Source organism: Pseudomonas sp. DWRC2-2, from assembly GCF_049897885.1.
Lineage (GTDB): Bacteria > Pseudomonadota > Gammaproteobacteria > Pseudomonadales > Pseudomonadaceae > Aquipseudomonas > Aquipseudomonas azotoformans_A.
Map to the genome: position 1 here is coordinate 502727 of NZ_JAFCXD010000002.1, position 25919 is coordinate 528645.

Below are 25919 nucleotides of genomic sequence, written 5' to 3' on the forward strand. Positions count from 1 at the left end.
GCGCGGGATATGACCTCAATCATTGAAGTCTTCCCAGCCGCCCATGTCTTTCCAGCGGTTGACGATGCCGCAGAACAGCTCGGCAGTCTTCTCGGTGTCGTAGCGAGCCGAGTGAGCCTCACGGCCGTCAAAATCGATACCGGCGGCCTGGCAGGCTTTCGCCAACACGGTCTGGCCATACGCCAGGCCTGCGAGGGTGGCCGTGTCGAAGCTGGAGAAAGGGTGGAACGGGTTGCGCTTCATGTCCAACCGCGCCACGGCGGCGTTGAGAAAGCCCAGGTCGAAGCTGCTGTTGTGGCCGACCAGGATCGCGCGTTTGCAGCCATTGGCCTTCAACGCCTTGCGCACACCACGGAAGATATCGGTCAATGCCGCTTCTTCACTGACCGCCATGCGCAGTGGGTGATCGAGCTTGATGCCGGTAAATTCCAAGGCCGCCGCTTCGATGTTGGCGCCTTCAAACGGCTCGACGCGGAAGAAGTGGGTGTGTTCCGGGAACACAAAACCCTGTTCATCCATGCCAATGGTCGTTGCGGCGATTTCCAGCAATGCATCGGTGGCGCAATTGAAACCACCGGTTTCTACGTCGATGACAACCGGCAGATAGCCGCGGAACCGCTCGGCCATCGGGTGACGGGAGCCGCCACCACTGTGCTCGTGTTCGTCGTCGTAATGGTCTTCACTCACTTGCTTTCCTCCAGCAGGCGCCAGCGCAGTGTTTCACCGGCGCGCAGCGGGATAACAGTCAGCTCGCCAAACGGCAGGCTGGCAGGGGCGGTCCAGTCTTCACGGACCAGGGTGATGCGGTCGGTATTCGCCGGCAGGCCGTAGAAACGCGGGCCGTTGAGGCTGGCGAAACCTTCGAGCTTGTCCAGGGCGTTACGTTGTTCGAACGCTTCGGCATACAACTCGATCGCTGCATAGGCGGTGTAGCAACCGGCACAGCCGCACGCCGCTTCTTTGGCATGCTGGGCGTGAGGCGCCGAGTCGGTGCCGAGGAAGAACTTCGGATTGCCGCTGGTCGCCGCATCCAGCAAGGCCACCTGGTGGGTGTTGCGCTTGAGGATCGGCAGGCAATAGAAGTGTGGCCGAATCCCGCCCACCAGCATGTGGTTGCGGTTGTACAGCAAGTGATGCGCGGTGATCGTCGCGCCAACGTTGGCCGAGGCCTCGCTGACGAACTGCACGGCATCGGCGGTGGTGATGTGCTCGAATACCACCTTGAGGGTCGGGAACAGGTCGACCACGCGGCGCATATGCTCGTCGATGAAGATCTTCTCACGGTCGAACACGTCCACGTCACCACGGGTGACTTCGCCGTGGATCAGCAGTGGCATGCCGACTTCGGCCATGGCTTCGATGGCCGGCAGGATCTTGTCGATACTGGTTACGCCGGAATCGGAGTTGGTGGTCGCGCCAGCCGGGTACAGCTTGGCAGCGTGCACGAAACCGCTGGCCTTGGCCTCACGAATCTCTTCGGGCTGGGTGCGGTCGGTGAGGTAGAGCACCATCAACGGTTCGAAGCGGCTGCCGGCCGGTCGTGCAGCGAGGATACGCTGGCGATAGGCATCGGCTTGCTCGGCATTACGCACCGGAGGTACCAGGTTAGGCATGATGATGGCGCGGCCAAACGTGCGCGCGACATCGGCCACGGTGTGGGGTAACGCAGCACCATCGCGAAGATGAATATGCCAGTCGTCGGGACGCAGCAGGGTCAGGCGGTCGGACATTGGGGATTCCAGGCGGGTCAATCTGGTGGGAATGCTACCGGAAAAGACTCTCTCAGGCACTCGCTATCAAGTTTTGCAGGATGCAACCGATAGCCTTGGGTATGCCTTATCGATGTATGACGCTTTGAAGTGTTGTAGAAACCAGTGGAGCCTCCCGTGCGCCAGCAATATCTAGCCCTGCTCAGTGTGTTCGCCAGCCTGCCTGCGATGGCCCTCACGTTCCAGACGCGTCTTGAGAATATTGAGTGGAAGGTGGAAGGCGACCAATTCGAGTGCCGCCTGACCCAGCCGATCACCGATTTCGGTTCGGGTGAGTTCGTGCGCCGGGCCGGCGAGCAGGCGACGTTTCGTCTGAAGGCCTACAACGGCTCGCTGGGCGCCGGTTCTGCCACCTTGCTGGCCGCCGCTGCACCGTGGCAGCCGGGGCGAGGGGATATCAACCTCGGCGCCGTGCGTGCCGGCAGTGGCGATGTGTTGTTCAACAGCTCTCAGGCCCAGGCCGGGCGTCTGTTCAATGGCTTGCTGGAAGGGCGTAGCCCGACCGTGCGGCACTATGGGCGCGAAGGCGGCTATTCGGAGATCCGCCTGCTGCCGGTCAAGTTCAATAAGGCCTACAACGATTACCAACTGTGCACCGCCAAGCTGTTGCCGATGAATTACGACCAGGTCAAACAGACCGAAGTTGGCTTCCCCGGTGGCGGAATCGAGCTGGACGCGGCCGCCAAGAAGAAACTCGACGTGATTCTGGCATTCATGAAAGCCGACCCGACCGTCAACCATATCGAATTGAACGGCCATTCGGACAACAGCGGTAATCGTCTGACCAATCGAGACGTTTCGCGCCGTCGCGGCTTGGCGGTCATGGACTACTTCAAGGCCAACGGGATCCCGGAATCGCAGATCACCCTGCGTTTCCACGGCGAAAGCTACCCACTGGCGCCCAACACCAATGCGGCCAACCGGGCGCGCAACCGTCGCGTGAATATCCAGCTTGAACGCGTGGCTGCCCCCGAGAAACCGGCGCCTCAGGCCACCGGCCCGAGCAACCCCGCGCACACGTCCTGAGGTGCGACCATCGGTCGCCCGTTCGACATAATCTGTCGCTTTATCTTCATTTGCTGTCGCGCCCCTGTAAATCCGCGGTTTTGGTCGGTAGAATCGACGCCTTTCCGTACAACCCCGTGGAGTGATGGCATGGCCGACGTAAACAAGGTCGTTCTCGCGTATTCCGGCGGCCTGGACACTTCGGTGATCCTCAAGTGGCTGCAGGATACTTATAACTGTGAAGTGGTGACCTTCACCGCTGACCTGGGTCAGGGCGAAGAGGTCGAACCTGCACGTGCCAAGGCGCAAGCCATGGGCGTGAAAGAGATCTACATTGACGACCTGCGCGAAGAGTTCGTCCGCGATTTCGTTTTCCCGATGTTTCGCGCCAACACCGTCTACGAAGGCGAGTACCTGCTGGGTACCTCCATCGCACGTCCGCTGATCGCCAAGCGCCTGATCGAAATCGCCAACGAAACCGGCGCCGACGCCATTTCCCATGGCGCCACCGGCAAAGGCAACGACCAGGTGCGTTTCGAACTGGGTGCCTACGCCCTCAAGCCAGGCGTGAAAGTGATTGCCCCTTGGCGTGAATGGGACTTGCTGTCCCGTGAAAAGCTGATGGATTACGCTGAAAAGCACGCAATCCCGATCGAGCGTCACGGCAAGAAGAAGTCCCCGTACTCGATGGACGCCAACCTGCTGCACATCTCCTATGAGGGCGGCGTGCTGGAAGACACCTGGACCGAGCACGAAGAAGACATGTGGAAGTGGACCGTCTCCCCGGAGAACGCGCCCGACAAGCCGCAGTACCTGGAGCTGACCTACCGCAACGGCGACATCGTCGCGCTGGACGGTGTCGAAATGACCCCGGCCACCGTGCTGGCGACCCTGAACCGTATCGGTGGCGAACACGGCATCGGCCGCCTCGACATCGTCGAGAACCGTTACGTGGGCATGAAGTCCCGTGGCTGCTACGAAACCCCTGGTGGCACCATCATGCTGCGCGCCCACCGCGCGATCGAATCGATCACCCTGGACCGCGAAGTGGCTCACCTCAAAGACGAGCTGATGCCCAAGTACGCCAGCCTGATCTACACCGGCTACTGGTGGAGCCCTGAGCGTCTGATGCTGCAGCAGATGATCGACGCTTCCCAGGCTCACGTGAACGGCGTTGTGCGCCTGAAGCTGTACAAGGGCAACGTGATCGTGACCGGTCGCAAGTCCGATGAGTCGCTGTTCGACGCCAACATCGCCACCTTCGAAGAAGACGGCGGTGCGTACAACCAGGCAGACGCGGCAGGCTTTATCAAGTTGAACGCATTGCGCATGCGCATTGCCGCCAACAAAGGTCGCTCGCTGTTCTAAGTCTCAGCCTGTTGTGAAGAATGGCCCCTTGTACAAGGGGCCATTTTTTTTGTCCTGTGATTGTGTAGAGATGTTAAATGTTTATAACGATTAAACGACTGTGGATGTTTTTCCTCAAAATCTTTATCAGAAATGGGGTTTGAATGAATTGTTGTTGAAAGTTTGTAGGGGGAATGAATTTTTTACATCTATGTAGGAACTGGTCTTACAGATAATTCACTCATACAAGTGCGGAGAAGATACGAAGCGCCGAATAGTCTGTAGGAATTAAGGAAGTAAGTGAATATGTTAAATGGAACTAAAACAGACGGATCGTTCTGGTCGTTTTCCCCTGCAGCAGGTGAGAGGCAAGGGGCATTTCCTGAGAGTCATGTGCGGCACGTTTACCCAAACCCCTATAAGCCACGGATATTTCACTCAAAGTATGTAAGTCCCAGGAAAGGTCTGAAAGGATCCACAAAACCAGATCCCTCCGAGAGGGCGTTTTTTTGTAGGGCAATTCCTTTATCGCTGTGGGGTGGGTCTCTGCTTGCTGTTGCTTGGGGGGTAATGCTATGCCAACTAGGAAACGACTAGGCTATTGTGCTTGCTCTAAATAATTCGAACAGCGAAATTGGACTTTCTTATGAATAAAGTGCTGATCGTGGATGATCATCCCGTCATTCGTCTTGCTGTGCGTATGCTAATGGAACGTCATGGTTATGAGGTCGTTGCCGAGACTGATAACGGTGTCGATGCGTTGCAACTTGCACGGGAGCATATGCCGGACATTGTGATACTGGATATCGGGATTCCCAAACTTGATGGCCTGGAAGTTATTTGCCGGCTGTCTTCTACCAAGCAACCTGCGCCGTTCAAGGTGCTGGTGCTGACGTCCCAGGCCCCGGGTCATTTTTCCATGCGTTGCATGCAGGCGGGGGCTGCTGGCTACGTGTGCAAGCAACAGGACCTCACCGAGCTGCTCAGTGCTATCAAGGCGGTCTTGTCCGGCTACAGCTATTTCCCCAACCAGGCGCTCAACTCGGTACGCTCCACCATGGGCAATGCCAGTGAAGCCGATATGGTCGAGCGCCTGTCCGGGCGGGAAATGATGGTATTGCAGCAGTTGGCGCGGGGCAGGACCAACAAGGAGATTGCCGACGGCATGTTTCTCAGCAACAAGACCGTCAGCACCTACAAGACGCGTCTGCTGCTCAAGCTCAATGCGCGTTCGCTGGTGGACCTGATCGAACTGGCCCAGCGCAACGGCTTGGTATAGAGGAGGGTAAAGCACAGCGTATTGCCCGGGTCACCGGCAGAAAAAAGCCTCCCTGAAGGAGGCTTCCGGCTGTCGATCGCTCGATCAGAGATCGAAGTCGTAATCGGCCAGCTGTTTTTGCAAGCGTCGTTCTTCCAGTAGATTGTCGATAGTGCGGCGTTTGCTCAAATTGGTCTTGGCGACCTCTGCCACAGGTGTCTCCGCCCCCTCGTCGTCCGACTCAACGAGGTCGTCTTCCACTTCCAGTTGCTCTTTGCCAGTGCTCATAAGGTTCACTCCGGGCTAAGACTGCCGTTGGCGCTCCTTATAACGATAATCCATGATCCGGTAAAAAAGATTTTTTCAATCGACTGATCGAGAAAACCAATGATCCCTTAATCGTCGGACGTCTTGTCCTTGTATTCGCACAGGTCTTCGATGCGACAGCTGCCGCAGCGCGGCTTGCGGGCCTGGCAAACGTAGCGGCCATGAAGGATGAGCCAGTGGTGCGAATCCAGCAGATACGGCTTGGGCACGAACTTCATCAGTTGCTTTTCCACCTCCACCACGTTTTTTCCACGGGCGATGCCGGTTCGGTTGCTGACCCGGAAGATGTGGGTGTCCACGGCCATGGTCAGTTGCCGGAACGCGGTGTTGAGTACCACGTTGGCGGTTTTGCGGCCAACGCCTGGCAAGGCCTCCAGGGCTTCGCGGGTCTGCGGCACTTCACTGCCGTGCAGTTCCACCAGCAGGCGGCAGGTTTCGATGACGTTCTTGGCCTTGCTGTTGTACAGGCCGATGGTCTTGATGTATTCCGACAACCCCTCCACACCCAGGGCATAGATCGCCTCGGGCGTATTCGCCACGGGGTACAGCTTGGCCGTGGCCTTGTTCACGCCGACGTCCGTGGATTGGGCCGACAGGATCACCGCAATCAGCAACTCGAACGGCGTGGTGTAGGCCAGTTCGGTCTTGGGTTCTGGATTGTCTTCGTGGAGCCTACGGAAAATTTCCAGGCGTTTTGCGGCGTTCATGCGGTGGGTTTTTCCTGGCAGTCGATCGGCGGGATTGTAGCAATACAGGCTTTGCAGGTCAGGCGTTGCCGTGGGCATCCACTTGGCGTTGCGCCTCGTCGAGGTTGTGTTGCGCTTCGGCCAGTTGCTGCGGGTTGGCGTTCAAGTCCTGGGCTTTCTTCAACGCTGCGCGGCGCATCGCCAGCTGGATTTTGGCGCGTTTCAGGTCGGCAGTATTACCGGTTGCTGCCATTGTCTTCGGCGCGGTGCCCAGCTCTAGCGTCGTCAGCGCTTGTTCTGCCGCTTCGAACTGCTGCTGCAAGACGATCAACTGCGACTGCTGTTCAAAGGTTGGCGGGTGACCGAAGGCCTTCAAGGATTTATGCAGTTGGGCGCGGCTCATGGCGACCGTGATTTTGGCTTTCTTGATCGCGCCATCCTGTGCTGCATCGGCTTGCATGGGTAAAACCGGCACTGAGCGTTTGGCCCGCGCCTGGCGTTCGGCGACTTTTTGCGCTTCCTCTCGTTGCAGCCGCGCGTTGCGTTGCTCATACCGCCGCCTTGCCCGGTCGCGCTTGAGGTGGCGTTCATGGCGTTGCTGATCATTTGTCGCCAGGCCACCGACGATTGGCAAGATCGTGGCTGTCGGGCGCATTTCAATGCAGTCAACGGGGCAGGGCGCGACGCAGAGGTCGCAACCGGTGCACTCATCGACGATGATCGTGTGCATCAGCTTGGCGGCGCCGACAATGGCGTCTACCGGGCAGGCCTGGATGCACTTGGTGCAACCGATGCACTCGGCCTCGCGGATATAGGCAATCTGGGCTGGGGCTTCCCCTTGACTGATCTCCAGTTCCAGCACCGGAACGCGCAACAATTGCGCAAGGCCAGCAATGGTTTCCTGTCCACCAGGCGGGCACTTGTTGATCGCTTCGCCCTGAGCAATACCCTCGGCGTAAGGCTTGCAGCCTGGATGCCCGCATTTGCCGCATTGGGTCTGCGGCAGCAGCGCGTCGATACGTTGAATGAGGTTCATGGGGTGATCATGGGGATGCCGGTTAACAAACAGAGGCTGATTATCCGGCAAGCGAAAAGAGGGGACCAGCTGAAAAGCCCTGCCGCCGAAACGACAGGGCTTTCTCACAGGCTTACTTGATACGTTGGCCCGGCTTGGCGCCGCTGTCAGGGCTGAGCAGGTAGATCTCTTCCCCACCAGGGCCGGCCGCCATCACCATGCCTTCGGAAACGCCGAACTTCATTTTCCGAGGCTTGAGGTTGGCGATCATCATGGTCAGGCGACCATCAAGCTTGGACGGGTCCGGATAAGCGCTCTTGATCCCGGAGAACACGTTGCGTTGCTCGCCACCGAGGTCCAGGGTCAGACGCAGCAGCTTGTCGGCACCCTCCACGGCTTCGGCCTTGACGATCAGCGCGACACGCAGGTCCACGGCAGCGAAAGCGTCAAACTCGATTTCTGCGGAGATCGGGTCTTTGACCAACTCACCATTGCCTGTAGGTGCAGCCGAACCGGTATCGGTCTGGCTGGCAACCAGGTCTTCTTTCGAAGCGTCGGTCATGGCCTGGACTTTGACCGGGTCGATACGCGTCATCAGCGGCTTGAACTCGTTCAACTGATGGTTGCTGAGCAAGGTGGTGTGATCGTTCCAGGTCAGCGGCGCCACGTTGAGGAACGCCTCGGCGTCGGCGGCCAGCAACGGCAGCACCGGCTTGAGGAAGATCACCAGTTGGCGGAACAGGTTGACGCCCGTGGCGCAGATCGCCTGAACTTCCGCCTGCTTGCCTTCCTGCTTGTTCAGCGACCACGGTGCCTTGTCGGCGATCCAGGCGTTGGCACGGTCGGCCAGGCCCATGATCTCGCGCATGGCGCGGGCAAAGTCGCGGGCTTCATAGGCATCGGCGATGCTTGGCGCAGCGGCCAGGAACGCGTCGGTCAGTTCCGGAGCGGCGTTCTCGGCCACCAGCAGGCCCGCGTTGCCCTTGTGGATAAACCCGGCACAACGGCTGGCAATGTTGACGACCTTGCCGACCAGGTCCGAGTTGACCTTCTGTACGAAGTCTTCCAGGTTCAGGTCCAAGTCATCGACGCCACGGCCCAGCTTGGAGGCGTAGTAGTAGCGCAGGTATTCCGGCGACAAGTGGTCCAGGTAGGTGCGCGCCTTGATAAAGGTGCCACGGGACTTGGACATCTTCTGGCCGTTGACCGTCAGGTAGCCGTGCACCGCGATGGCGGTCGGCTTGCGGTAGCCCGACCCCTCAAGCATGGCCGGCCAGAACAGCGCGTGGAAGTTGACGATGTCCTTGCCGATGAAGTGGTACAGCTCGGCGGTGGAATCCTTGTTCCAGAACGCGTCGAAGTCCAGTTCCGGCGTGCGGTCGCACAGGTTCTTGAAGCTGGCCATGTAGCCGATCGGCGCATCCAGCCACACGTAGAAATACTTGCCCGGCTCGCCTGGGATCTCGAAGCCGAAGTACGGCGCATCGCGGGAGATGTCCCACTGCTGCAGGCCGCTGTCGAGCCATTCGGAGAGCTTGTTGGCCACGGCGTCCTGCAGGGTGCCGCTGCGGGTCCAGGTTTGCAGCATCTGCTGGAAATCCGGGAGCTTGAAGAAGAAATGCTGGGAATCCTTGAGCACCGGGGTCGCGCCAGAGATTGCCGACTTAGGGTTCTTCAGCTCGGTGGGCGCGTAGGTCGCACCGCATTTCTCGCAGTTGTCGCCGTATTGGTCTTCGGTGCCGCATTTCGGGCAGGTGCCCTTGATGAAGCGGTCGGCCAGGAACATTTTCTTTTCCGGGTCGAAATACTGGGTCACCGAACGCTGGTCGATATGCCCGGCTTCTTTCAAGCGCAGGTAGATCTGGCTCGACAGCTCACGGTTTTCTTCGGAGTGGGTCGAGTGGAAGTTATCGAAGTCCACCAGGAAATCGGCAAAGTCGGCGCTGTGTTCAGCCTGTACGTTGGCGATCAGTTGTTCCGGGGTGATCCCTTCCTTTTCGGCGCGCAACATGATGGCCGAACCGTGGGCGTCGTCTGCGCAGACATAAATGCATTGATTGCCGCGATGCTTCTGGAAGCGCACCCACATATCGGTCTGGATGTACTCAAGCATATGGCCAAGATGGATGGAACCATTGGCATAGGGCAGGGCGCTGGTGACGAGGATCTTGCGTGGCTCGGACATGGGGCTCGGCTACTTGATGAAACGGAGGTCGGCCACTATAAAGCGCCGGGAAATATATTTCACCCCGTGGCGCTGTTTCAGAATCTCCCGAACCTGCGAAAGCATGCCGTAACGCCGCTGGAACGGTTAGGATAGCCGCCTGTTTCAGTCAGTCTTTTTCGGGAGTAGCCCATGAGCGCCGTCAATCGCGCAGCGGTGGAAGCCGTGCTTCGCCAGTACACCGACCCTTATTTGAACCAGGACCCGGTCAGTGCCGGCTGTGTGCGTGCCATCGACGTCCAGGGCGACCAGGTGTCGGTTCAATTGGAACTGGGTTACGCCGCCGGCCTGTTCAAGAGCGGTTGGGCGCAGATGCTGCAGATGGCCATTGAAGGCCTCGACGGCGTGCGTTCGGCCAAGGTCGACATCCAGTGTGTGATCGCCGCGCACAAGGCCCAGGCGCAGATCCCGGGCCTGGCCAATGTCAAGAACGTGGTGGCCGTGGCCTCGGGCAAGGGCGGCGTAGGCAAATCCACCACGGCGGCCAACCTGGCCCTGGCCCTGGCGCGCGAAGGTGCGCGCGTGGGCATCCTTGATGCGGACATCTACGGCCCGAGCCAAGGCGTGATGTTCGGCATCGCCGAGGGCACACGGCCGAAGGTCAAGGACCAGAAGTGGTTCGTGCCAATTGAGTCCTTGGGCGTGGAAGTGATGTCCATGGCTTTCCTGACCGATGACAACACGCCGATGGTCTGGCGCGGGCCAATGGTCTCCGGCGCCTTGCTGCAACTGGTCACCCAGACCGCCTGGGGCGATTTGGACTACCTGGTGATCGACATGCCACCAGGCACGGGCGATATCCAACTGACCCTGGCACAGAAAGTCCCGGTGGCCGGCTCTGTGATCGTCACCACGCCCCAGGACCTGGCGCTGCTCGACGCGAGAAAAGGCGTGGAGATGTTCCGCAAGGTCAATATCCCGGTATTGGGCGTGGTGGAGAACATGGCAGTGCACATCTGCTCCAACTGCGGCCACGCCGAGCACCTGTTCGGCGAAGGCGGTGGCGAGAAGCTGGCCTCCCAATATGGCGTGGAACTGCTGGCCTCATTGCCACTGTCGATGGTTATTCGTGAACAGGCTGACGGCGGCAAGCCGACGGTCGCGGCGGACCCTGATGGCCAGATCGCCATGGTTTACCAGGAACTGGCTCGCCATGTAGGCGCGCGTATTGTGCTGCAGGAAGCCGCTGCGCCAGCGATGCCGACCATCACCGTCAGCGACGACTGAGGGCATTGAAGGGAAAAAGCCTCGACGTTGTCGGGGCTTTTTCATGTCTGGGCAGTGGTCAAGGCGGGTTTATTTCTCATTTACGCAATGGGTCGTGTAAGCATTCGCTTACTTTTTCGTAAGCGTTTGGGTTTTTTACCCGCCAAGTCCGTCCCGGTTAGGTGAAAGGGTTTTGTATCTTGTTGAAAAATAACAATTAATTATTGTCTGTTGAGCGTCGAAGCCTGTCAGCCACAGAAATGGATCCCGTTGAACTTCCCTTGGAACTCTCTAACATCAGCCCTGTGTCCACGGATTGACACAGCCATCAAGGAACGATGGTTAAGGGAATATCGCAGGATGCGATTCATCAGGATGATGAAAAGGAATACAGGGACTAGGGAAAAAATGTGGGCGGGTCATACCGCCCCTTTTTTTGCCTGTAGGAAAGTGAAACCGACTTTCCAGAAACGCAAAAAGGCCCGCAAGGGGCCTTTTTGGACGCGACGCTATCAGCGTTCGAGGTCAGCAATTTTACCCGTCTTGCCATCCCATTCCGCAGCATCCGGCATCGGGTCTTTGCGCTCAGTGATATTCGGCCAGATTTCAGCCAGCTCGACGTTCAGCTGAATGAACTGCTCCATACCTGCCGGGACTTCATCCTCGGAGAAAATAGCGACGGCCGGGCATTCAGGTTCACACAGGGCGCAATCAATGCACTCGTCCGGGTGGATGACCAGGAAGTTCGGGCCTTCGTAGAAGCAGTCCACCGGACATACTTCCACGCAGTCGGTGTACTTGCACTTGATGCAGTTGTCGGTGACGACGAAGGTCATTTCTAATTTTCTCCTCAGGCGGCGGCAGCGAAACCCTTTGTGGCAGGGCTCGCGAGGTTCGGGAGCGATAGTCTGCAGGCCAGGCTAATAGCCTGCAGCATCCCAAACCGCGCGAGAGTCTACCAGCTTGCAAGCCTCAGCGTTATATCCGAGTCTTCAGTGCATATAACATTTCGAGCGCTTTTCGCGGCGTCAAGTCATCCAGGTCAAGCTTTGCCAACTCATCCAGCACCGGGTGAGGCAGACTGGCGAACATATCACTCTGATGCGGCGCGGCCGGTTTGCTGGAGGCTTTGGCTGGGCTGGCGACCACGGTTTCATGGGGCAGGGCCGTGGTTTCTAGGCGGCTGAGGTGTTCGCGGGCACGGGTGATCACGTCATTCGGCACACCGGCCAGTTGGGCCACGGCCAGACCGTAACTCTGGCTGGCCGGCCCCGGCAGCACGTGGTGCAGGAACACGATACGCTCGTTGTGCTCAGTGGCGTTCAGGTGCACGTTGGCCACCAGCGGTTCGCTTTCCGGCAGTACGGTCAGCTCGAAATAGTGGGTGGCAAACAGCGTGTAGGCGCGCAGATGCGCCAGGCGCTCGGCCGCCGCCCAGGCCAGGGACAGCCCGTCGAAAGTGCTGGTGCCGCGACCCACTTCGTCCATCAGCACCAGGCTGCGTTCAGTGGCATTGTGCAAGATGTTGGCGGTCTCGCTCATTTCCACCATAAAGGTCGAACGGCCACCGGCCAGGTCATCGCTGGAGCCGATCCGGGTGAAAATGCGATCCACCAGGGACAGCTCGCAACTGGCCGCCGGCACAAAGCTGCCGATGTGCGCCAACAGCACAATCAAAGCGGTCTGACGCATGTAGGTGGATTTACCGCCCATGTTCGGACCGGTGATCACCAGCATGCGGGTATCGTCGTCCAGTGACAGGTCATTGGCGACGAACGGCGTGGTCAATACCTGCTCTACAACCGGGTGGCGACCTTGCACGATGCGCATGCACGGCTCGCTGACAAAACGCGGGCAGTTCAGGTCAAGGTTCAGCGCGCGCTCGGCCAGGTTGCTCAGCACATCCAGCTCAGCCAAGGCGGCGGCGGTGTCCTGCAGCGGTGCCAACTGGCTGATCAGGTCTTCCAGCAGGTTTTCATAGAGCATCTTTTCCCGAGCCAGGGCACGGCTCTTGGCCGACAGTGCCTTGTCTTCGAATTCTTTCAGCTCTGGGGTGATAAACCGTTCGGCGCCTTTCAGTGTCTGGCGACGTTGATAGTCGATGGGGGCCGACTCGGCCTGCTTGCTCGGCAACTCAATGAAGTAGCCGTGCACACGGTTGTAGCCGACTTTCAGGTTGGCCAGGCCGGTACGGGCTTTTTCGCGAGCTTCCAGGTCAATCAGGAACTGCCCGGCGTTTTCGCTCAGGGCTTGGAGTTCGTCCAACTCGCTGTCGTAACCGGTCTTCAAGACGCCGCCGTCGCGGATGATCGCGGGCGGGTTGTCGATGATGGCTTTTTCCAGCAACGCCGCCAGCTCCGGGTAAGTACCGGCGGTGACCGCGAGCTGTTGCAGGTGCGGCGTGTCCAGTTCGGTCATCGCCGCTTGCAATTGTGGCAAGGCACCGAGGGCGTCACGCAGGCGCGCCAAGTCACGCGGCCGCGCATTGCGCAGGCCGATCCGCGCCAGGATACGCTCGATATCACCGATTTCCTTGAGCTGTGGCTGCAGCTTTTCAAAGCGATAGCCGTCCAGCAGGCAAGTAATAGAAGTCTGACGCGCCTGCAGCACGCTCAAGTCGCGCAACGGGCGGTTCAGCCAACGGGTCAGCAAACGGCTGCCCATGGCGGTCTGGCAACGGTCGACCACCGATTGCAGGGTGTTATCACGCCCGCCGGCCAGGTTGGTGTCCAATTCCAGGTTGCGCCGGCTCGCGCCATCCAACACCACGGTATCGTCCAGACGCTCATGGCGTAGGCTGCGCAAATGCGGCAGGGCGGTGCGCTGGGTTTCCTTGGCATAGCCCAGCAAGCAACCGGCGGCGCCGATGGCCAGGGTCAGGGTTTCGCAACCGAAGCCTTTAAGGTCTTGCACCGAGAACTGTTGGCACAGACTTTTCAGCGCCGAGTCACGCTCAAAATCCCAGGGCGCACGACGCTTGGCCCCACGGCGTTTTTCCGCCGGCAGATCCTTCGGCCAATCGTCCGGGATCAACAGCTCAACCGGGTTGATACGCTCCAGCTCGGCCAGCAGGTTCTCCCAGCCTTTGATCTCCAGCACGCTGAAGTTGCCGCTGGTGATATCCAGCACCGACAGGCCAAACAGACGCTCATCGCCCAGCACTGCTGCAATCAGGTTGTCACGACGCTCATCCAGCAGCGCCTCATCACTCACCGTCCCCGGCGTAATAATGCGCACCACCTGACGTTCCACCGGCCCCTTGCTGGTGGCCGGGTCGCCGATCTGCTCACAGATCACCACCGACTCGCCCAGCTTCACCAGCTTGACCAGGTAACCTTCCAATGAATGGTAAGGAATCCCACACATCGGAATCGACTGTCCCGCCGACTGCCCGCGCGCCGTCAGGGTGATGTCCAGCAGCTTGGCGGCCTTCTTCGCGTCTTCGTAGAAGATCTCGTAGAAGTCGCCCATGCGGTAGAACATCAACTGATCAGGGTGCTGGTTCTTGAGGCGCCAGTATTGCTGCATCATTGGAGTGTGGGAGGATAGGTCTGAAGTGGTTTTACTCATTGGGTCGTAGGCAAATTCGTTGAAAGGAGTGGGGCAAAGGTGGGGCATTCCGCCCTGCGATTTTGCGATGGGCGCAAGGTTAACACGCGAGGTCTGCCGTTCGCAGTCCACATCACCCCACTTGAAATAGCCCAGGAAATGCATCGAGTTTGCATAAATAATGCAAATTAGCATTTGCCAACCCCAAAATCTCCCGTCACTATCCCCGTTATGCAAAAACGCAACGTTTCTATCGTCTTACGCGAACTGCTGGACCGCGACCGGATCTCCCCCACGGAGCTTCACCGGCGTACCGGCGTGCCTCAATCCACGTTGTCCCGGATCCTCAGCGGCAAGATCGTTGATCCGTCGGACAAGCACATTTCCCGCATCGCCGAGTACTTCCGTGTGAGCACCGACCAACTGCGCGGGCGCGCGGCGGTGGGTGTTTCGCGGGAGGACGGGCGCGACCCGATGCATTCGGAACTCAAGGACATAAGCCTGTGGGACGACGACACGCCCGTTAATGACGACGAGGTGTCGATCCCCTTTCTGCGCGAGGTTGAATTGGCTGCTGGATCAGGAAGATTCGTCATCGAGGAAAGCGAGAAGGCCAGTCTGCGGTTCGGCAAGCGCAGCCTGCGGCATAACGGTGTGCAGTTCGACCAGGCCAAGTGTGTGACGGTGCGTGGCAACAGCATGTTGCCGGTGCTGCGTGATGGCGCGACGGTCGGGGTGAACGCGGGCAAAAGCGGCATTGGTGATATCGTCGATGGTGACTTGTATGCCATCAACCACAACGGCCAATTGCGGGTGAAACAGCTCTACCGCCTGCCTTCCGGGATTCGCCTGCGCAGTTTCAATCGCGATGAACACCCGGATGAGGACTACAGCTTCCAGGATATCCAGGATGAGCAGATCAGCATCCTGGGCCATGTGTTCTGGTGGGGCATGTACGCCCGTTAGCCTTCTTCTGTAAGAAAAAGCCCGCCAACGAGCGGGCTTTTTTTCGCCTGGAAAAAACCACCAAACCCGCTGTCCACAAGGACGAAAATGCATTCGTGCATTTGCATGCTGAAAATAAATGCATTTGTGCATTGACTGTATATGCATACATGCATATTCTCCATCTCAAGCCAGCCAACAAGGCCTGGTGGAGGCGGCAAGGATGCTGCCAGTCAACACAAGGAAGGCACGCAACACCGGCAAGGACGCCATCCGAGCGATGGCAAGGACGCCAGCAACACCGGCAAGGATGCCGACGCTCTTTAGTTTCACCGCTTAACAAACAGGCAGCGATGAACCGGCCTTAACGGTTCAGAGGGTTGGCAACTGACCCGGGTGTGCAGCGTAAAGCACCAGAAGCAGTTATCCGGCAGACAGGGATCGTGGTCGGAAAAACATCGAGGAAAGATCCGTACCGCGCCAGTAGCGCCGAAAGATCGACTGAGGACCGCATTACTGAAAAGCCCGGGCAACCGGGCTTTTTGGAATGCCTACCTACCCATGGATTTACCCAAGAGCCGGCCCCGTGCCGGTAGTGCTCAGCCAGGAGGCGTGACATGACAAACGAGCAGCAAGCGTTAGCGGAAATGCCTATCTGGCTGGTGATCGTACTGGCGCTGATTGGCGGTGTATCCGGCGAAATGTGGCGCGCCGACAAGGAGGGCGCCCGTGGTTGGTCACTGATCCGGCGCCTGGCGCTGCGGTCCGGGGCATGCATGGTCTGCGGAGTCTCGGCATTGATGCTGTGCTACGCCGCCGGCATGTCGATCTGGACCGCTGGCGCCATTGGCTGCCTGACGGCCATGGCCGGTGCGGACGTGGCCATCGGCCTTTATGAACGCTGGGCGGCCAGGCGCATCGGGGTCAACGAGACCCCAACCTCTCGCCCGGATCAGCAGTAACCGCTGCAAGGATGCAAGCAGATGACACTTCTCGAAAAACCTTCCCAGCTACCTGCGGCAATTGGGGACGTGCTGAAGAGCGCTTTCCCACAGCTGCACGTAGGCAATCACCATGACTTTCCCGGAACAGGCGATAAAGCTGGCATTTTGATCAGCGTGGAGCGCAATGGCCCCGGCGTGCGCTCTTTTGCAGGGCGCAAGGCGCACGCCTTGTCGGTTTCACTCAAGGCCATGGTTGCCAGCGGGTCGGCAGCCTTTGATGCCTGCGACCTGGCCAGCCAATTGATGGACCTGGCCTTGGATAACCGCTGGGGCCTGCCGCCTGATCAGTGCGATTTGCCCAACGCGATTGTCGCAGCGCCTTCCGCACTCAGCGGTGTAGAAACGGACTACGACACCTGGATGGTTTCCTTCACCCAAAACCTCTATCTCGGACCATTGCTGCTCGAAGATCCCACAGGCAAGCCCTTGTTTGCCCGCACTTGGGAAGTCTCCGACATCAACGATCCGGATCAATATCGCCCGCTGCAGGAGTAGTCCATGTTCGATGCATTGCTACGCATGCAACTGGGGCCGATTGTCGAGCGCCTGGCAGAAATGGAAGCCCAGCTGGAAGACCTGTATCGGCGTGCCGAAAGCTTCTGCCGGATTGGCGTGTGCCAGGAGGTCGACGCCGCGAGTAATACCTGCAAGGTCAGCCACGGTGATTTGCTCAGCCCGGCGATCAAGTTTTTCAACCCAAGTGCGGGGGCGCAGACCGAAACCCGCATTCCCTCCGTGGGCGAACAATGCTTGCTGCTCAATTACGGTGGCGGGGAAGGGGGCGCTCAGTCCGTCGCCTTATTCGGGCTCAACAGTAGTCTTTTTCCGCCTGTGTCCGGCGTCGCTTCACTGACACGGCGTCGCCATCAGGACGGCACCCAAAGCGAGTACGACGACGCCAGCCACATTTTCAACTGGGTCAACGGCCCGACGATGTTCAGCGGCTCTCGCGAGCAGGTTGACGTCAACGTCGGCGCCGCCAGCCTCACCCTGAACGCCCAGAGCATCACGCTGCAACTTGGCGCCACCGGCGTGCTGCTGGATGCCGCCGGCGTGCATTTGAGCGGCCCGGTGGTGGATCACCAGGGCCGTGTGATCAGTAGCGCATAAGGATTTGCCATGATCGGAATCGATAGGAACACCGGGGCCGCCGTCGACGACTGGCTGCAATTCGTGCAGCGCGCCACCCGAGCGCTGACCACCCCCGTGGGCACTCGCCAGAAACGCCCGCTGTACGGCTCGTTGATCCCGCAATTGCTCGGCCAGAACCTGGGCGATGACGTGCTGATCCTCGCCCAAAGCCACGCCGCCCAGGCGTTCTACAACACCCAGAACGGCATCGCCGACTTTCAACCCCAGGTCATCGTCGCTACCCGCCAGGGCGCGGGTTTGTTGCTGCGTTTTGCCGGCACCTGGAAAAACCGCCAACAAACCTTCGAGGTCGTGACATGAGCATGTTGATCCCAGGCCAGAACCAACTGGCGGAACCGGCCATCATTGCCGTCGATGAGTTCGAACCGCTGTTGGCCGAGTTCAAGGCCTTCGTCGTTGATTACGTTGCCACCCGCGCGCCGCAAAGCGCGGCCAAACTCAAGGTCAGCCTCGACAATGAAAGCGAACTGCTGACCCTGGCCCTGGAAGCGTTTTGCGTGCGCCTGCAAACCCACGAACGCAAGTACAACGCTCGCATCAAACAAATGCTGGCATGGTGGGCCACCGGCAGTAACCTGGACGCGCGGCTGGCTGACATGGGCCTGGAGCGCCAGGTACTCGACCCCGGCGACCCGGCCGCTTTTCCCCCCGTGCCACCTGTTCTGGAAAGCGACGACGACGCCCGCCTGCGTTACTACCTGGCACCACACGCTCCGGCGGCGGGCTCACGCATGCAATATCGCCGTGAGGTATTCACCCTTGGCGAGCGACCGTCGGTCAAGGTGCAAAGCGCCACACCCGGTGTGGTGACCGTCAGCTACACCTTTGACCCGGACGGCTATGCAGCCCAGGTCAAGGACGGCAACGGTCGCCGCACCGCCCCCGGCGAAGTGATGGTCACCGTGCTTTCAAGGGAAGGTGATGGCACGGCTTCCGCCGATTTGCTTGACGGCGTACGGCGACATTTCACACGGCCGGATGTACGACCGGAGACTGATCTGGTCAGCGTCCAAGGCGCGCAGATTCAGCGCTACAAGATTCGCGTGGTCGCCAAGATCAACGCCGGCCCGGATTCAGGACTCACCCAAGTCGCAGCGCAAAAATTGCTGCAAACCTACGCCGACTCCTGCCATCGCCTGGAAGGCCGTGTCGACCCCAGCTGGATCGACTATGCCATCCACAGCGCCGGCGCCGCGCAACTGCAGATCCTCGAACCGCTGGAACCGATCATCAGCACGGCGTTCCAGGCCCCGTATTGTATGGGTGTCGAGGTGGAGGTACGTACGCTATGAGTGAGCCTAAAGCGAGCCTGTTGCCGGCCAATAGCTCACCGCTGGAAAAGGCGCTGGACCTAGGCTTCGGCCAGTTGCTGGAGCGCGTAACGCCTCCTTTCCCACAGTTGATGGATCCGGATCGCACACCGGCTGCTTTCTTGCCCTACCTGGCAGCGGACCGCGCGGTGAACGAATGGAGCACCACGGCCCCCGAGGCCGAGAAGCGCCTGACCGTCAAACTTGCCTGGCCCACCGCACGCCAGGCCGGCACCCGCCAAGCCCTGGAGAACGCCGCCAAAGGTCTGCAACTCAGCCCCGAAGTACGCGCCTGGTACGAGCAAAAACCCAAGGGCGTGCCCTACAGCTTTGCCGTGCGGGCCTGGACCGAATTGCCCTACAGCGAAACCATCGATGCCCGACTCGACCGCCGCCTGGCCGACGCCAAAAGCGAGCGCGACATTCTCTCGATCTCCGTCGGCCTTAGCGCTTCTGGAAGCCACAGCATCGGCGCCGCCACGCTGTGCGGCGAACTCACCACGATCTACCCCAACGTGCTGGCAGGCGTCGAGGCCTCCGGTCGCGCCTTTATGGCGGCCGCCCTCTACACCGTCGAAACCACCACCCTTTATCCACAGGAGCACTAAATGGCTGACTATTACACCCTGCTCACCAACGCGGGGATCGCCTACGAAACCGCCTGCAAGGCCGCGGGCGTACCGATCAAACTGGCGCAGATTTCCGTCGGCGACGGCAACGGCGCTGTCTATAACCCTGATGCCAGCGCAAAAGCGCTGAAACGCGAAGTCTGGCGCGGGCCTTTGAATGCGTTGTTTCAAGATGAGAAAAACGCCAACTGGCTGATGGCCGAAGTCACCATCCCCTCGGATGTGGGCGGCTGGTACGTGCGCGAGGCCGGGCTGTGGACGGATACCGGGATTTTGTACGCCATCATCAAATATCCGGAGTCGTATAAGCCGGTGCTGGCGACGTCGGGGTCAGGGAAGGAGTTTTATATTCGCTCGATCTTTGAGACGAGTAATGCTGCAATCGTGACGTTGTTGATTGATGACACGGTGGTGAAGGCGACTCGGGCTTGGGTGATGGGGTACGTCGCTGATGCACTTGCCAAAAGTACTTACACGAAGACCGAGATCGCAGCGATGATTGCCAAGGCGTCGGCACTTCCCGTTGGGGTGATGGTTCCGTTTCCGATGGGCGTAGTTCCACCCGGTTTTCTGGAAGTCGATAACAGCTTGTTCAAGGACGATGTCTATCCTGACCTTGCGAAGTATCTGGCGAAGAAATTCAACGAGCCTGGTGATGCTGCCGGCTATACCCGGTTACCTGAGTCGCGTGGTGAGTTCTTTCGAGGCTGGGATCATGGGCGAGGAGTGGATGCCAACCGGCTGCTTGGAACGTTGCAACTCGATGCCCTGCAAAATATCTCGGGGCGGATGGACTCGAGTCCATCTCCCGCTTATCAGTTCCTCGGTGAAGGAGTAACTGCCAGTGGCGCATTTGCCCTTGTTGAGCGTACCGCAAACTCATTCGCCGACGGCCCTGTTATGGATAAACAGGCAAGTTCTTTGTCTTTTGATGCGTCCAGAGTGGCAAGAACTTCGACGGAAACGCGTGCACGAAACCTGGCGGTTATGTGGTGCATCAAGGCTTGGAACGCGCCGATCAATCAAGGAAACGTCGATGTTGCCGCACTTGCATTACTGGCTGCTCAGGCGACTGAAATGACCCAAGGCACAGCCAAAGTCGCTACTCAAACTCAGGTAGATACCGGAGCGGACGATACTGCTTTTATCACGCCTAAGAAGCTCAGAATGGGAGTTGCATATTTGGCGGCTGCCAACGGTTACCTAGCTCTACCCACTTGGCTGGGCGGGATCATCCTCCAGTGGGGAGTAGCCGCTCGCGCAGCGTCCCCGGCGGATGCTGCCGCAACTATCAGTTTTCCACTTGCGTTTACGAAGGAGATTTATCACATAAGTGGAAGCATTCGTGGATCCAGTGGCGCGGTAGGCGATCCTAACCACTTTTTCAGTACTTCTTTCACGCAATCACTGACATCGTTTGTATGTTGGTTCGATGCAATTTCGGGGTCGTATGATTCGCTCGCCACTGCACGCTGGTTTGCGATAGGGAGGTAGCACATGAAGGTTTTTTACAGTTCGGGCACAAAAGGCTTTTATAACACCGCCGTGCATGTAGATATCCCCAAGGACTCGATTGAGGTTTCACAAAATGAATATGAGGCGCTGCTTGAAGGGCTATCGCTCGGAAAGTTGATCACTTTGAGTTCATCTGGAACGCTGCAATTGTCTGATCCTCTAGCGAAAGAACGCGATTGGCCATCTGAAATAGCATTGGCCCGCTATAGTCATGAAGTGTCTGGAGTTACTACTCAAGGAATGGAAATCCTGACTGATCGGGACACTCAGGGGAAACTCACGGCCTCCGCTTTGAGGGCTCAACGAAGTAACGATTACTCCGTTGATTGGAAGTTGGCCGACGGTACATTTGTAAAACTTTCAGCCAATCAAATACTTGGCGTTGCGGAGGCTGTTGATGACTATGTTCAGGCCTGTTATTCGCGTGAAAAGGCGCTGCTAACTATCTTGGCCGAAGGCGATTTTGACGCAGCATTGCTCCTTGAAGGATGGCCAGAAGCAACGCTGACGAGCCCGGTCAACACTCAAATACACAAACCATAAACACCCCGCCCACCGGGGCGTTTTTATAGCTTCAACCCCACCCAAAACCGCTCACCGCGGTTTTTTTTCGCCTGGAGATTCTCTCTCATGCCCACCCGCCAAACCTACACCGTCCTCATCCCATTCCCCACCGGAGGCGGCCATTGGTCCTCCGTCGGCGAGGAGCTTGACCTGCTGGACGTCGAAGCATCCGCCCTGCGCACCGCCGGCCGCCTGGAACTGACCAGCGTCCTCAACTCCACCCCAAAGAAGGCTGACTAACCATGGCTGAGGTATTGAACTTCGAGCACAACGGCATCACCGTGAATGCCACCGAATCCCCCGAGGCCATGGGTGGCCTGGGCGATAACGTGATCGGCCTGGTCGGCACTGCGCCGAAGGCCCATGCGTCGATCCCGAAGAATGCGCCGTTCCGCATCAACAGCTTCACCACCCAGGCGCTGCTGGACCCGACCGGTACGGAGTCGGGCACGCTGTTCCAGGCGGTGTACCAGATCCTCAAAGTGGTGAAGGTGCCGGTCTATGTGGTGATCGTGGAAGAGGGCGCTACCCCGGCGGACACGCTCAATAACGTGATCGGCGGCGACGAGCCGGTGACCGGTCGCAAACTGGGCCTGGCGGCGCTAGCCAGCGTGCCGGAAGACCTGACTATCATCGGCGCTCCAGGCTTCACCGGCACCAAGGCGGTGGCTGGTGAGTTCGCCTCGTTCGGCAAGCGCATCAAGGCCCGTGTGGTGCTGGACGGCAAAGACGCAAGCGTCGCTGACCAAGTGACCTACAGCGGTGAACTGGGCGGGGCCGATCTGGGTTTTGACCGTTGCCTGCTGGTGCACAACATGCCGTCGGTGTACTCCAAGGCGGCGAAGAAAAACGTGTTCCTCGCGCCATCTTCCCTGGCTATCGCTGCCTTGGCCAAGGTCAAGCAGTGGGAAAGCCCAGGCAATCAGGTGACGTTCGCCGAGGACGTTTCCCGCGTCGTCGAGTACAACATCCTCGACACCTCCACCGAAGGCGACCTGCTCAACCGCTACGGCGTGACCTACTACGCCCGCACCATCCTCGGTGGCTTCTCGCTGCTGGGCAACCGCTCCATCACCGGCAAGTTCATCAGCTACGTCGGCCTGGAAGATGCCATCAGCCGCAAGCTGGTCAAGGCCGGGCAGAAAGCCATGGCCAAGAACCTCACCAAGTCCTTCATGGATCAGGAGGTCAAGCGCATCAACGACTGGCTGCAAACCCTGGTCGCCGATGAAACCATCCCCGGCGGCAGCGTGTACCTGCACCCGGAATTGAACAGTGTCGAGAAGTACAAGAACGGCACCTGGTTCATCGTCATCGACTACGGCCGCTACGCGCCGAACGAACACATGATTTATCAACTCAATGCCCGCGATGAAATCATCGAGCAGTTCCTGGAGGACGTTCTCTAATGTTTATCAACCGAGTCAGACAGGCCATTGCGGCCACTCTTCAAGGCCTGCCGTTGTCCGCGACGGTTGAGGAGTTCACCCCGCCGAAAATTGAATTCGACATGGAACCCATGTCCGGCGGGCGGTTCATTGCCGAGGAAATGGCCAAGAGCGGCAAGGTTCTGGGTGCCAAGTTGATCCTGCAAGGTGCGGGCCCGGAAATCATGCTGGCGTTGGGCGTGCGCCTGGGGGACGACATTCTGCTCAACGTGCGCGAGGCCGGTCAGGACCAGGACGGCAAGACCTATTTCACCTACCACACCGTGGGCGGCAAGCTCAAATCCCTGGAGGAAGCGAAGCTGAAAATGGGCGATAAGCCCACTACCACCCTGGAACTCTCCTGCCGCACCTACAACCGCCTGGAAAACGGCATTCCGGTGATCGACATCGACGTGCGCACCCAGAAATTCGTGCTCAACGGCCTCGACATCCTCGGCGATGCGCGTCGCGCCGTGCTGATGCCGTGATCCCCCGGGGCGGGTTCGCTCGCCCCATACTTCACCAAGGAGCTGCACCATGGCCTGGATGCCACCGCTGCACCGCCTGCTCTCGCCAGTCACTGCCGATACCGGTGCGACGATCGAGCAGGTTCAACTCAAGCCGCTGTACTACGCCGCGCAAAAAGACGCGCTGGCCCGGGCCGGTGAGGACGAGGACGACCAGTTCTTCGAACTGGCGAAACTCGCCACCGGCCTGTCGGAAAAAGAGCTCGACCAACTCAAGCGCCCGGACTACGTGACCATCGCCCAATACGTACATGAGATGTCGACACGTCCTGCGTCGTTCTTCCTCGATAAGCCAGCGGCATCGACCCACGACCAGCCCATCCAACTGCTGCAGCCTTTCGACGCTGCCGGCCGTGTCTTCACCGAGTTTTCCCTGGAAATGCCCGCCCTGCGGGCCACCAAGGTGATGAAAAAACTCGCCACTAATAAAGAGCGTGCCGAGTTCATCACCGCTCATTGCACAGGCCTGATGATCCCCGATCTTGCCCACCTCACCGTGCCTGACTGGACCGAGCTGCAGGAGCGCATCGACGATTTTTTAAATCAACCGGCGGACTTCTTTCGCAACGCGACATCGACGTGATCCTCGATGTGGTGCCGCTGGTTTACTCGGTCAATGAGGCGGAGATCCTGGATTGGGATGCCGCAAAAGCATTGCGCCGCTACGACATTGCGATCACTCGCCTTGGCGTAAAACAGGAGTAGAGCGGGATGCAAGAGACTAACTATGGGATCCGACTCGCCCAGGAGGATTTGCGCTGGATGATCGGCGACGCAGACCTTGGCAATGTACTGGCACCGTTTTCCGCCAGCGCTGCGGCACCTGTAAGCCTGGAGGCTGCCTCGCAGCCGCAGTGGGCGTTGAACGGCACGTTGGCCACGCTCAGTGTGGATATCAACGCCTTGACCCAGGAACAAGTGCGACTGCGCGAGACGTTGGAGACGCTCAACACGACGTTGTTCATCAACAGCGATGCGCTGATGCCCAAGGTAGCGGATGTTGCCGCGAGCGCGCCGAAGGATGAACCCAAGGAACCGGCTGATGGTGCGGTGGTGAGTACCATCAAGGCGGTTTGGAGCGAGCTGTGGGATGCGCTGAAAAGCAAGGCCGCAGAAAAAGCCATTGATCTAGTCATAGATACGGCTGCAAAAAAAATAAAAGGTCGCAAAAAAATCGGCGGGCGAACTGCAGGAGTACGCAACCTGATCGAACCAGGCCGCCAGGCGTTGGGCGGCTCGTCAGCAAGTTTTCAGGGCGGGGCGACCTCGCAAGGCTTTCAGTCCTTTACGGGGGCGAGCACCGCAACGCCAGCGCCCAACCGGCCAGACATTCCGGCGGGTGCCTTGGCCGATGCATTTGTCACACTTGGATCCGTCGGCATTCGGCGGCTCGCGCCCTTGAGAACCGCTGAAGCCACCTTGGGCGTGATCCAGGGCGTACGCGACGGTGACGTCAAGGCCGTCGGCACTGGCCTCAGCACGGCGGGTGGTGCCTGGGCCGGCGCCTCTGCCGGGGCCGCCATCGGCACCCTGGTTTTACCCGGTGTCGGCACGGCTGTCGGCGGCGCGATCGGTGGATTGCTGGGCAGTGAGGCGGGCGCCTGGCTGGGTGACAAGCTGTTCGGGCCAAGCGACCGCCTGGCCGCGCCCGCCGATGTCAGCAAGCAACTGAGCAACGCCCAGGCTGACAATCGCCAACTGACATTCGCCCCGCAAATCACCATCAACGCACCTGAGCAGGCCAGCTATCAGCAACTGGCGGCGCTGGTGGTGCAACAGATTGAAGCCCAATTCACGCCGTTGTCGATGGACAGCCTGTTGGCGACGCGACGTGACTCGGCGCTGACCGATACAGGAGTGGCGTGATGCGACAACAGATGGCATTGGGCTCGTTTATTTTTGGGCTGTCCCGGGGTTTTGCCTACGACACCCTTGACCGTGCGAGCAGCGGTGGCTGGGTCAGCCTGGAGATCATTGCCGGCAAACCCAAATCCAGCCAGGTCGGCCAGGCGCTCGAAACGCTCACCTTCGGGGGTAAGGCCGCCCGGGCACAGGGCATGGCGCGGCTGGACGAATTGCGTGCGCTGCAGACCCTGCGTGTGCCGTTGCCTCTGGTCGACGGCGTGGGCCTTAGCTGGGGTCTGTGGACCCTCAAGTCGGTGGACGAAAAACAGTCCAGCGTCATCGATGACGGGACGGCGATGGTGATCAATTGGTCCGTGGTGCTGGAGGAGTTCGTCAATGCGTAGGGTGAGAAGTATTGCCGGGGATTCGGTGAACCTGTTGCTCTACCGCGAGCTGGGTCGCTGTGATGATGCGGCCGAGGAAGTGCTCTGGCGCTTGAACCCTCAACTCGCCGAGCAGGGCGTGGTATTGCCGGCAGGCGTCACCGTGGTGGTGCCCGAGCTGTCGGTACAACCTATTGCCAAGCAGCCGGTTTCGGCCTGGGACTAAGGAGTC

At 59.2% G+C, this 25919-nt stretch carries 29 protein-coding genes; 21 read left to right on the forward strand and 8 right to left on the reverse strand.

What is annotated here, in order from left to right; translation table 11 throughout:
* Positions 1-15 precede the first annotated feature (15 nt).
* Positions 16-687 carry a ribonuclease T gene (gene rnt, locus ACP7EW_RS10825; protein ID WP_010212742.1) on the reverse strand — a complete coding sequence of 224 codons (672 nt, stop codon included), beginning with the start codon at positions 685-687 and terminating at the stop codon, positions 16-18.
* Entirely contained in the window at positions 684-1730 is a 1047-nt protein-coding gene (gene pyrC / locus ACP7EW_RS10830; protein ID WP_426216964.1) for a dihydroorotase, read from the reverse strand. The genes rnt and pyrC overlap by 4 nt, the downstream gene beginning before the upstream one ends.
* 156 nt (positions 1731-1886) lie before the next feature.
* Between pyrC and ACP7EW_RS10835 the strand changes: the two genes are divergently transcribed.
* The 3 genes from ACP7EW_RS10835 to ACP7EW_RS10845 all read left to right on the forward strand — a co-directional run bounded on the left by ACP7EW_RS10835 (position 1887) and on the right by ACP7EW_RS10845 (position 5400).
* Positions 1887-2795, forward strand: coding sequence for a flagellar protein MotY (locus tag ACP7EW_RS10835; protein WP_095014902.1), 909 nt, complete (start codon positions 1887-1889; stop codon positions 2793-2795).
* A 129-nt stretch (positions 2796-2924) separates the two neighbouring features.
* Positions 2925-4142, forward strand: coding sequence for an argininosuccinate synthase (locus tag ACP7EW_RS10840; protein WP_038847848.1), 1218 nt, complete (start codon positions 2925-2927; stop codon positions 4140-4142).
* 625 nt (positions 4143-4767) lie between these two features.
* The gene (locus ACP7EW_RS10845; protein WP_010212736.1) at positions 4768-5400 is read left to right on the forward strand and encodes a response regulator transcription factor; all 633 of its coding nucleotides are present in this window, start codon (positions 4768-4770) and stop codon (positions 5398-5400) included.
* An 84-nt stretch (positions 5401-5484) separates the two neighbouring features.
* Here the strand turns inward: ACP7EW_RS10845 and ACP7EW_RS10850 are convergent, their stop codons facing one another.
* From ACP7EW_RS10850 to metG, 4 genes are all read right to left on the reverse strand, one after another.
* Entirely contained in the window at positions 5485-5667 is a 183-nt protein-coding gene (locus tag ACP7EW_RS10850; RefSeq protein ID WP_033899805.1) for a PA3496 family putative envelope integrity protein, read from the reverse strand.
* A 107-nt stretch (positions 5668-5774) separates the two neighbouring features.
* Positions 5775-6413: an endonuclease III gene (nth, locus tag ACP7EW_RS10855; RefSeq protein WP_038847851.1), complete on the reverse strand. Its 639-nt coding sequence runs from the start codon at positions 6411-6413 to the stop codon at positions 5775-5777.
* A gap of 58 nt (positions 6414-6471) precedes the next feature.
* Positions 6472-7428: an electron transport complex subunit RsxB gene (gene rsxB, locus ACP7EW_RS10860; RefSeq protein ID WP_426216967.1), complete on the reverse strand. Its 957-nt coding sequence runs from the start codon at positions 7426-7428 to the stop codon at positions 6472-6474.
* Positions 7429-7540: 112 nt separating this feature from the next.
* Positions 7541-9592 carry a methionine--tRNA ligase gene (gene metG, locus ACP7EW_RS10865; protein WP_426216969.1) on the reverse strand — a complete coding sequence of 684 codons (2052 nt, stop codon included), beginning with the start codon at positions 9590-9592 and terminating at the stop codon, positions 7541-7543.
* Between the two features lie 171 nt (positions 9593-9763).
* Between metG and apbC the strand changes: the two genes are divergently transcribed.
* Positions 9764-10858 (forward strand): iron-sulfur cluster carrier protein ApbC, encoded by a 1095-nt coding sequence (gene apbC / locus ACP7EW_RS10870; RefSeq protein WP_426216971.1) that lies wholly within the window; start codon positions 9764-9766, stop codon positions 10856-10858.
* 491 nt (positions 10859-11349) lie between these two features.
* Here apbC and fdxA read toward each other — a convergent pair whose 3' ends face one another.
* Positions 11350-11673, reverse strand: coding sequence for a ferredoxin FdxA (fdxA, locus tag ACP7EW_RS10875; protein WP_033899812.1), 324 nt, complete (start codon positions 11671-11673; stop codon positions 11350-11352).
* Positions 11674-11815: 142 nt separating this feature from the next.
* A complete protein-coding gene (mutS, locus tag ACP7EW_RS10880) occupies positions 11816-14407 on the reverse strand; it encodes a DNA mismatch repair protein MutS (protein WP_016977945.1) in 2592 nt (863 codons plus the stop codon).
* A gap of 210 nt (positions 14408-14617) precedes the next feature.
* Between mutS and ACP7EW_RS10885 the strand changes: the two genes are divergently transcribed.
* The 17 genes from ACP7EW_RS10885 to ACP7EW_RS10965 all read left to right on the forward strand — a co-directional run bounded on the left by ACP7EW_RS10885 (position 14618) and on the right by ACP7EW_RS10965 (position 25913).
* Positions 14618-15352 (forward strand): LexA family transcriptional regulator, encoded by a 735-nt coding sequence (locus tag ACP7EW_RS10885; RefSeq protein ID WP_010212723.1) that lies wholly within the window; start codon positions 14618-14620, stop codon positions 15350-15352.
* A gap of 596 nt (positions 15353-15948) precedes the next feature.
* The gene (locus ACP7EW_RS10890) at positions 15949-16293 is read left to right on the forward strand and encodes a phage holin family protein (RefSeq protein ID WP_426216974.1); all 345 of its coding nucleotides are present in this window, start codon (positions 15949-15951) and stop codon (positions 16291-16293) included.
* Between the two features lie 21 nt (positions 16294-16314).
* Positions 16315-16830, forward strand: coding sequence for a hypothetical protein (locus tag ACP7EW_RS10895; protein WP_426216976.1), 516 nt, complete (start codon positions 16315-16317; stop codon positions 16828-16830).
* Positions 16831-16833: 3 nt separating this feature from the next.
* A complete protein-coding gene (locus ACP7EW_RS10900; RefSeq protein WP_426216978.1) occupies positions 16834-17445 on the forward strand; it encodes a phage baseplate assembly protein V in 612 nt (203 codons plus the stop codon).
* 9 nt (positions 17446-17454) lie between these two features.
* On the forward strand, positions 17455-17787 hold the full coding sequence (locus ACP7EW_RS10905; protein ID WP_426216980.1) for a phage baseplate protein: 333 nt from the start codon (positions 17455-17457) through the stop codon (positions 17785-17787).
* Complete coding sequence (locus ACP7EW_RS10910) at positions 17784-18779, forward strand: baseplate J/gp47 family protein (RefSeq protein WP_426216982.1); 996 nt, start codon at positions 17784-17786, stop codon at positions 18777-18779. Before ACP7EW_RS10905 ends, ACP7EW_RS10910 begins: the two co-directional genes overlap by 4 nt.
* Positions 18776-19405, forward strand: coding sequence for a phage tail protein I (locus ACP7EW_RS10915; RefSeq protein ID WP_426216984.1), 630 nt, complete (start codon positions 18776-18778; stop codon positions 19403-19405). The genes ACP7EW_RS10910 and ACP7EW_RS10915 overlap by 4 nt, the downstream gene beginning before the upstream one ends.
* The gene (locus ACP7EW_RS10920) at positions 19406-20920 is read left to right on the forward strand and encodes a phage tail protein (RefSeq protein ID WP_426216986.1); all 1515 of its coding nucleotides are present in this window, start codon (positions 19406-19408) and stop codon (positions 20918-20920) included.
* Positions 20921-20923: 3 nt separating this feature from the next.
* Positions 20924-21484, forward strand: coding sequence for a DUF4376 domain-containing protein (locus ACP7EW_RS10925; protein WP_426216988.1), 561 nt, complete (start codon positions 20924-20926; stop codon positions 21482-21484).
* An 87-nt stretch (positions 21485-21571) separates the two neighbouring features.
* The gene (locus tag ACP7EW_RS10930; protein WP_426216990.1) at positions 21572-21745 is read left to right on the forward strand and encodes a hypothetical protein; all 174 of its coding nucleotides are present in this window, start codon (positions 21572-21574) and stop codon (positions 21743-21745) included.
* 2 nt (positions 21746-21747) lie between these two features.
* Positions 21748-22914, forward strand: a complete 1167-nt coding sequence (locus tag ACP7EW_RS10935; RefSeq protein ID WP_426216993.1) for a phage tail protein — start codon at positions 21748-21750, stop codon at positions 22912-22914.
* Positions 22914-23420: a phage major tail tube protein gene (locus ACP7EW_RS10940; protein ID WP_426216995.1), complete on the forward strand. Its 507-nt coding sequence runs from the start codon at positions 22914-22916 to the stop codon at positions 23418-23420. Before ACP7EW_RS10935 ends, ACP7EW_RS10940 begins: the two co-directional genes overlap by 1 nt.
* 49 nt (positions 23421-23469) lie before the next feature.
* On the forward strand, positions 23470-24042 hold the full coding sequence (locus ACP7EW_RS10945; protein ID WP_426216997.1) for a phage tail assembly protein: 573 nt from the start codon (positions 23470-23472) through the stop codon (positions 24040-24042).
* Positions 24039-24164 (forward strand): hypothetical protein, encoded by a 126-nt coding sequence (locus ACP7EW_RS10950; RefSeq protein WP_010212704.1) that lies wholly within the window; start codon positions 24039-24041, stop codon positions 24162-24164. The genes ACP7EW_RS10945 and ACP7EW_RS10950 overlap by 4 nt, the downstream gene beginning before the upstream one ends.
* A 6-nt stretch (positions 24165-24170) precedes the next feature.
* Entirely contained in the window at positions 24171-25325 is a 1155-nt protein-coding gene (locus ACP7EW_RS10955) for a hypothetical protein (protein ID WP_426216999.1), read from the forward strand.
* Positions 25325-25708: a phage tail protein gene (locus ACP7EW_RS10960; RefSeq protein ID WP_426217001.1), complete on the forward strand. Its 384-nt coding sequence runs from the start codon at positions 25325-25327 to the stop codon at positions 25706-25708. The genes ACP7EW_RS10955 and ACP7EW_RS10960 overlap by 1 nt, the downstream gene beginning before the upstream one ends.
* On the forward strand, positions 25701-25913 hold the full coding sequence (locus tag ACP7EW_RS10965) for a tail protein X (protein WP_133074481.1): 213 nt from the start codon (positions 25701-25703) through the stop codon (positions 25911-25913). The genes ACP7EW_RS10960 and ACP7EW_RS10965 overlap by 8 nt, the downstream gene beginning before the upstream one ends.
* The last annotated feature ends 6 nt before the right edge of the window (positions 25914-25919 follow it).